This window comes from Vibrio sp. 10N.261.46.A3, from assembly GCF_041472995.1.
In the GTDB taxonomy this organism is placed as follows: domain Bacteria; phylum Pseudomonadota; class Gammaproteobacteria; order Enterobacterales; family Vibrionaceae; genus Vibrio; species Vibrio coralliirubri.
This window is the reverse complement of the sequence record NZ_JBFRRH010000060.1, coordinates 67752-74727: the sequence shown is the minus strand read 5'-3', so window position 1 is coordinate 74727 and position 6976 is coordinate 67752. Positions and strand designations below refer to the sequence as shown.

The following is a 6976-nucleotide window of genomic DNA, read 5'->3' as shown; positions in this document are numbered from 1 at the left end:
TCAATGATCACGGGTATATTGAGTTGCGTTTTAATGCACTTCCTATATTTGGTAGTTTTGATAACCAACCCCATTTAACCTTGCTCCCGAAGAATCTAAGACTGGTTAAGCCTAAAGCTAAGATGAGAGGAGAAAATCCAAGCATGATATTAATCAACTGCTCACTAGTAAAAATAGGCCTCTCAGCTAAGTTGTCATCATTTAGTGCGCGAATAATATCTGCGATAGCTTCTAGCGCGGGTTGCATTGTTCTTGCGGTTAATAGAAGACAAATGACTAGTATGAAGGAAATCCAAGGTAAATTACTTTTTACCTCTTTTTTGTAAGTGAATTTATTTCCGAGCGCAAGGTCTTTCGCTTCGTCAATATCTTTTGAATTCGAACTATAAAGTCTTTTTAGCTCTGAAGATAAAACTTTAATAAATGAGCTTTTAGTTGAAGAATGGTGATATTTTTCTACATCAAATTCGATAAAGGAGAACTTGTTTGGTTCGAGTTTTGATTTTAGTAGTTGCAGGACCGTACTTTTTCCTGCTCCTAGCTCCCCCTCTAAGCCAATAAGGTGAATATCAGAGAAGTGCTCTAGCGTTTCTTTAATTGCAGTTGCGGTATTATCATGGCCGTTACTGCCAAACAGATCTTGAGAGGAGGGTTTTTCTACCTGAAATTTCATATTGCTAGTCATGATAGTACAAGGCCTTGAATTTTTTCGTTGTGAATGTTGTGGTAGAGCTTTGTTTACGTGCAAGATTCTTTATCAAATCTACTATATAAACCTTTTCTATAGATGGCTTTGGATAAAAGCCTTGATACATATGAGCTTTACTATTCATTGATTTCGTTAGTGTCTTCATACATCGAAATGTAAACCTGCTTATGTGGATGAAGAATTTGTTTAATTTCCTCTAGCGTATTATCACCAGTAATTTCAACTCTGCTATTGTCGGGATAAGTTATTACTACTTTTTTTCGAGATTTAGCCTTTATCTTCGCAGCTTTCACTACACAGAAAGAGCCAATAACAGCGGCGATACTTTCCCATGGCGTGTGTTGAACTATCCAAATAACGGTATCCATATTACCAGTCGAGAAAGTTTGTATCTCACTGTACTTGACACCATTGGAATCAAGTATACTGGATACATGATCAGATGAATCTCGATGTACTATAAGTTGAGTATGTAATTCCATAAGGTGTCCTATGAATTCAGAAAAAGCAAAATGACTTGGCCAGAGCCGTTTCACAGCATTGCAACTAGAGTATTGGATGGCGTTTCCGAGCTGCTACTGTGCTGCTTAATTATCTATTTAATTTTGGTTAGCGTTAACGCGACTCTACCCACAACTCTCACTTCATCTTCTTCGACTGTTAGAGTCGAACCGTTAAAGCTGATCGCTAGTTTCTTACCTGGTAGGATCTGAATGTCGTCTAGAGACAGTAGGCCGTCCATATCCACTAAGTACGTGCCGCTAGCTGCTTGGTGAATTTCTTTATCGGCAATGAATCTCGTTTCATCGTGCTCGATGCCCGTCATATACAAACCACACTTAGATTGACTTAAAAGGCTCATTACAAAGCCTATGAAATATTTAATGATATATAGAATATCATTATGATTTCATATCAAGTAGCTCTAAATAAGTATTTTATGACTTGTAACAGTTACTTATGGCTTTGAGAGCACTTACAAATAGGTTAATTGGTACCAACTTAATCTAGGAAGAGGACGTCGAATGAAGGCGTGGAGGTGTAGTTTGAGTTTAAATTGAGAGGAAAATAGAGAAAAGCGACTCAGCAGTTCACTACTGAGCCTCATTGTCAGGCTTAACTACTTCTACTTCGCATAATTCGAAGGAAACAGTGCTCGTTTCGCTTCTTCATCCCGTTCGGTTTTAAATTCAACGCAAAAAGCCTCTGATGGAATGTCAGAGGCTTGATGGTGTTCATTGTGTAGGGAAGGCTAGGGAGCCTTATTACTTACCCTATTAGAAACGGAATTCAGCGCTTAGTGCGTAGCTGTTGTCTACGATTTTTGCTTCGTACATTGTGTATTCCAGTGCAACACGAACAGGACCTAGAGTTACACCTGTACCCACACCGTAGTAAATGTCGTCTGTATCACCTAGGTTACTTTGGAAGTGACCGATACCTAGACGACCGTATACGTCAAAAATCGTAATAGGTAGTGTGAGTTTTGTACTTGCTAACCATGCATCTGAATAAATGTGTTCGAAGTCTTTGTGTGTATCAACAAAATCCGCGTATCCAGCTTCAACCGATAGTAGGTCATTAATCTGGTAGCCTAAGTAAAGGCTGTAGCCGCTATTCTCATCACTGAAATCTGTATTGTCGCTTTCAGCTTGGTACTCAGAATATAGGTAGCTAGCACCAATATATGGGTCAGCGCTTGCTTGAGTTACGAAGAAGATAGCAGCGATAGGAAGAATAAATTTGTTCAGTTTCATGGTTTAAAGCTCTTAATATAAAGGTTAACTAATGTTCCCTAATCCTTCAGCGGGTGATGTGTCTACATCAATTCTTATGTCCTTATTGCAAGTGACTACAGGGAACGTTATGCCTTTCTCTCGTTTGCATGTCGCCCCTCACTTGCGGTGTGGAGCTATCATGCAGATTTTGTGATTCGCTGACATAACGTAAAGCTCACCAGTTCATAAAGTTTCATAACTTCAATATCAAGAAAATATAAAGTTAATTATTACAGTTAGTTAGGCTCTATTTTTGTTGAGAGAATTTTAGGGGCGCTCGTATTAATTTTTGCTTGCTCTGAGTTTTGACAATAACCGCCGTGAATTTTATGGAAATGCTTCTGAATGATGTCGGCTGAAACGAAAATTGTGAAAAATCACACACAACAGGTCGAAATTATCAGCAAAATCATTGGATTGAAGCTATGTTTAGACGATAAGAAGAGCCATAAAGAGTGAGTGAGCGTGAATGCTTGAGAAAAACATCAGTTTTATCGTCGATGAGTGGCAGTTTATGCCTAACGAAGGGCAGATTCAGTTTGCTGATTCGTGTATTACGATTGATAACCGCCTCACTAAGTTGCTTGAGTTCTTATGTTTGAACCCGGGTTTGACTCATACGCGTGATGAGTTAATTGAAGAGGTTTGGAATGGCAGTGTATTAACCGACCAAGTTGTCACCCAAGCGGTATTTGAACTACGAAAAGTTCTGAAAACACACAGTAAAAGGGCAAGCAGTTATATTGTTACCGTTCCAAAGCGTGGCTACCGATTTGATGGTGAAGTGAAAGTTGAGAAAGTAGAGCTCCAAAAACCTGATTTCCAAAAAACAACTCTCCAAAAAACCGCTCTCCAAAAACCAGAGCAGCTTGATGTTAATGAACGCCAATCAACGCCTGAAGCCAAAGAGTTTGTCAAAAGAGAAGATAGGGAAGAGGGCTATGTAAAGCCATCAGAAAATTCTCCAAGAAGTAGAAAGCTGCATTACATACTGGCGTTTTTGGCGGTTGTCATTGTTTTACAATCATCATATATGTGGTTTTCTCAGAACAAACAAAGCCCTTCGCAAGCAAGCTCGGCTCACTCATTAAGTCATTATGAATTTCGTTATGTTGTATTGAATGTAACGGAAGAGGTTAAGGCGCAACCAGAGCTTTATGGAATCGTAATTAAGCTGATTGAACATATTGGTTTTTATAGCAATATCAGAGTGGTTAAGTCTGATGAGCATAAGAAGTTGGCCGCGATTGAGTTTAATATCTCAACGGCAAAAAGCAGCGACGGCAAGAAAACTCGTTTATTGGTGAAGTATGTTAACCGAGCGTCGGGAGGCGTGCATTTAAACCGCCGTTATTCCACCAACTTTGCTCGTTTCCATGAGACGTTTGCTGCGATGATCGATGATTTATTGCGTGCTATGTATATCGATGTGCCTGAAGAAGAGTTAAAGCGCAATATTTCTGTTTTTCCTCAGGATAAGGAATCGGTCAAGGCGTTGATGTCTGCGACCGGGGTTTCTTACAGCACCGTGGATTTTGATATGGCGCTTAAGCATTTTCGAGAGGCCAGAGCGCTGGCTCCAGATAACGCTTATGCTATTTCGGTGAGTTACATAAGTGAAGTGCTGACGGTTTTCTCAACAGATGAGGAAAATATTAAACCTAGAATCAAGGCGTTGAATGAGCAATATTCCTCGTCTTTGTCTGCCATTCTTAAGCGAGGAAGTAATCCTCGTGTTTGTGAAGCGAACGCAATATTAGCGCTGTCTCAAAGTGAGCCTGATAAGGCGTTAAAGATCTTGTTGTCGATTCCTTACAATCAACATACCCCTCTGACTTATCTGTTAATGGCTAAAGCAGAAGAGGCGCGTGGCAACACTATGGGTGCCAAAGAGTTGTATTTGCAAGCGACGCAAAATACTTCTTCCCCGATTGCATTGACGCTAGCCGGTCCGTTGTTCTTTGACAGTAATTTAGACAAACTGATTGAACAACTTCAGGGCGTCAAACTCGACGTTGACGGTAAATAGTGAAAGTTAAAAGCAGATAAAAGCGGTAGCAGTAGCAGCCGCAATAGAAATAGCAATCGCACTAGAAACAGCAACCTAACTAATGCGTTTCGCTTCTCTATTACATGATAAGGCCTCGGTTACCGAGGCCTTTCTGTACGTGGAGAGTTCTTCTTTAATACCTTAGTTACGCTTTTCTGCAACAGCAGAGAATTTGGGTAAGCAATTAAGTTGCCGCTTGGGTGTTTGATTAGAGTATGAAACATCTTAATCTCAAGGATCTTTCCTTCGATATCATCCCCATCTGCAACAATGATTGAATCGCCAATTCGGTAAGGGAATACGAAGAAGATCAGAAAGCTCGCGGTGATATTACTCAGAATTGACCATTGGGCGATGAAGGCGACACCAAAAACCGTCACCAAGGACGAGATGAAAATGGTGAAGTTCCCATAGCCAATTCCACTGACGATGATATAGGTCGCAAACAGCAGTATGAACGAGAAAATGTTGAAGCAGCGAATGATGAACATTGTGCGTGTCGTCGCGACAGACTTTACCTGTGCAAGGTTGATAACGGTCGTCGAAATAAAACGTTTGAGAAGCCAATAGGCAAGAATAAATACAAGGGCAAGCAGCAAATCATATTGCTTTAGTGTATTAAAAATGTGGACTAGAAAGTTCGGCATAACGACCTCAATTGTGATGAGCCGTTATTGTGCATAGTTGCTTGAATGTGCGCATCATCAAACGATTATCGTTTTATAATACGAGAAATGAATAGAAGCCATTTTTGATTTCAATAAATCTTGTCGATATGGTTTTTAGTAACAAGTTATTGATTAGTATTACTTTATTTTTTGTTTATATTTTTATAACTGATATGTAAGCCTTCTGTGATGTCTGATGTAATTCAATTTGTAGAATAAGCGCTCCTTTGTTCATCATCGAGTTAGTCATGACAATCATAGTTATAAAGTTAGTGTTTATTTATATCCATAAAAGGCGAAAAACCAAGCAGTCAAAGCCGTTAGAAATGAGGTTCTTTTAAGATGCTGACCTTACTCATTACTCAATTCATAATTTTCTGGACAGTAGTTGGTCGTATTCGCGCAACGTCTGTTTCTACACGCTTGAAATCGAGAATCGGCACTGCTTCTAAAGGCTTTAAAGGAAATAGATAAGAATTGCTTTATAACAGGCGAACTTGATTGAAGAACGATCTTAGCTCACCAATCAAGCTCAGTTTTGACCATACGGCTCAGCACGGAACTGAGCTTCGTATTCATGTTCTGAACGCTTAACTGGTGAGTGTCGGTAATAGAGTTCTTGTTACTATTATTGCTATTCAGCGAAGTTAGACGGGAATAACGCTCTAAGCGCCTCTTCATCACGTTCGGTTTTAAACTCAATGCCTTTGCCGATTTCGCGAGCACGCAGTGCAGCAGGGCGGGCGTTGATTGCATCGAACCAGCGCTTCAAGTTCGGGTAAGGTTCTAAGCCTTCTTCACCAAGCACAACCGGTGCTTTGTCAATCCAACCCCATGCCGCGACATCGACGATGGTGTACTCATTTCCGACGAAAAACTCACGACCTTCCATATGTTTCTCTAATACTTCGTAGTGACGTTGCGCTTCGCGTAGATAACGATTTACCGCGTAATCTAATCCTGCAGGTGCAGCATGACGGAAGTGTACCGATTGGCCAGAGTATGGACCAAGACCGCTGGCGATAAACATCATCCAAGATAATAGTTCAGCTCTGTCTTCTGGCTGACCAGCTAGCTTGCCTGTTTTCTCAGATAGGTACAGCAAGATAGCGTTAGAGTCGAATACACGTTGTCCTTCGTCTTCAATCGCAGGCGTTTTGCCATTTGGATTGATTAAACGATATTCCGGTGAATGCTGCTCACCCTTTAAGGTATCGACAGGAACAAGTTCAAAATCTAGGCCTGTCTCTTCCAAAAACAGAGCGATCTTCATTGGGTTTGGTGTTTGGTGAAAATAGAACTTAAGCATGGGGTAACTCCTTGTATTGGTGATTTATTAAAACACCACTTGAACGATCGTTCAATGATTGATTTTTGAATTTTCTGTGAATTGACGGATTTGATATCACACCCTGTGCTTTTTGAACTTGGTTGAGCAAACGTGAATGAGCATCGACTGAAAGGGAGATAGCGTTTTAAGTAGCTGAAATAATGAACATAAAATGCACATTTAAGTTTGATGTTGAGCTTCTAAACTTATGGGTTTAGATGGAATCGGGATGTGGGATTCGAAGTTAAATATTCCAAAGTGATCAAGGGAGCTCCTCATAACTCGAAGCTATCTGGATATTTGAGCTTACTCTGGCGCATAAAATCGTGATCTGCAGCCACACCTTATGCAACAAATGAATATCAACCTTGGAGAGTAAGGTTTGGTTCACGGTTTTTTAATCTTGGGGGCTTACATTGGTGAGCAAATCTGATGTGAACA

At 40.3% G+C, this 6976-nt stretch carries 6 protein-coding genes and 1 pseudogene; 1 reads left to right on the top strand and 6 read right to left on the bottom strand.

What is annotated here, in order from left to right; all coding sequences use genetic code 11:
• Positions 1 to 7: 7 nt before the first annotated feature.
• The 4 genes and pseudogenes from AB4484_RS14910 to AB4484_RS14895 all read right to left on the bottom strand — a co-directional run bounded on the left by AB4484_RS14910 (position 8) and on the right by AB4484_RS14895 (position 2466).
• On the bottom strand, positions 8 to 673 hold the full coding sequence (locus AB4484_RS14910; RefSeq protein ID WP_372078945.1) for a P-loop NTPase fold protein: 666 nt from the start codon (positions 671 to 673) through the stop codon (positions 8 to 10).
• 152 nt (positions 674 to 825) lie between these two features.
• On the bottom strand, positions 826 to 1191 hold the full coding sequence (locus AB4484_RS14905) for a hypothetical protein (protein ID WP_372078942.1): 366 nt from the start codon (positions 1189 to 1191) through the stop codon (positions 826 to 828).
• A gap of 113 nt (positions 1192 to 1304) precedes the next feature.
• A pseudogene (locus AB4484_RS14900) lies at positions 1305 to 1541 on the bottom strand (transcriptional regulator); the annotation flags it as partial.
• Positions 1542 to 1986: 445 nt separating this feature from the next.
• Positions 1987 to 2466 carry a porin gene (locus AB4484_RS14895; RefSeq protein WP_017094086.1) on the bottom strand — a complete coding sequence of 160 codons (480 nt, stop codon included), beginning with the start codon at positions 2464 to 2466 and terminating at the stop codon, positions 1987 to 1989.
• A 490-nt stretch (positions 2467 to 2956) separates the two neighbouring features.
• Here AB4484_RS14895 and AB4484_RS14890 point away from each other — a divergent pair, with 490 nt between their 5' ends.
• Entirely contained in the window at positions 2957 to 4516 is a 1560-nt protein-coding gene (locus AB4484_RS14890; protein WP_372078939.1) for a winged helix-turn-helix domain-containing protein, read from the top strand.
• Between the two features lie 119 nt (positions 4517 to 4635).
• On the opposite strand, the gene AB4484_RS14885 is transcribed toward AB4484_RS14890, so the two are convergent.
• Together AB4484_RS14885 and AB4484_RS14880 are read right to left on the bottom strand one after the other, a co-directional pair.
• Positions 4636 to 5184 (bottom strand): mechanosensitive ion channel family protein, encoded by a 549-nt coding sequence (locus AB4484_RS14885; RefSeq protein WP_017092057.1) that lies wholly within the window; start codon positions 5182 to 5184, stop codon positions 4636 to 4638.
• 655 nt (positions 5185 to 5839) lie between these two features.
• Positions 5840 to 6514, bottom strand: coding sequence for a glutathione S-transferase family protein (locus AB4484_RS14880; RefSeq protein WP_048606098.1), 675 nt, complete (start codon positions 6512 to 6514; stop codon positions 5840 to 5842).
• Between the last annotated feature and the right edge of the window lie 462 nt (positions 6515 to 6976).

What these genes read in the sequence shown, in the direction of transcription:
- AB4484_RS14910 (WP_372078945.1), bottom strand. Translation starts at nt 673, where the DNA reads ATGAAATTTCAGGTAGAAAAACCCTCCTCTCAAGATCTGTTTGGCAGT.
- AB4484_RS14905 (WP_372078942.1), bottom strand. Translation starts at nt 1,191, where the DNA reads ATGGAATTACATACTCAACTTATAGTACATCGAGATTCATCTGATCAT.
- AB4484_RS14895 (WP_017094086.1), bottom strand. Translation starts at nt 2,466, where the DNA reads ATGAAACTGAACAAATTTATTCTTCCTATCGCTGCTATCTTCTTCGTA.
- AB4484_RS14890 (WP_372078939.1), top strand. Translation starts at nt 2,957, where the DNA reads ATGCTTGAGAAAAACATCAGTTTTATCGTCGATGAGTGGCAGTTTATG.
- AB4484_RS14885 (WP_017092057.1), bottom strand. Translation starts at nt 5,184, where the DNA reads ATGCCGAACTTTCTAGTCCACATTTTTAATACACTAAAGCAATATGAT.
- AB4484_RS14880 (WP_048606098.1), bottom strand. Translation starts at nt 6,514, where the DNA reads ATGCTTAAGTTCTATTTTCACCAAACACCAAACCCAATGAAGATCGCT.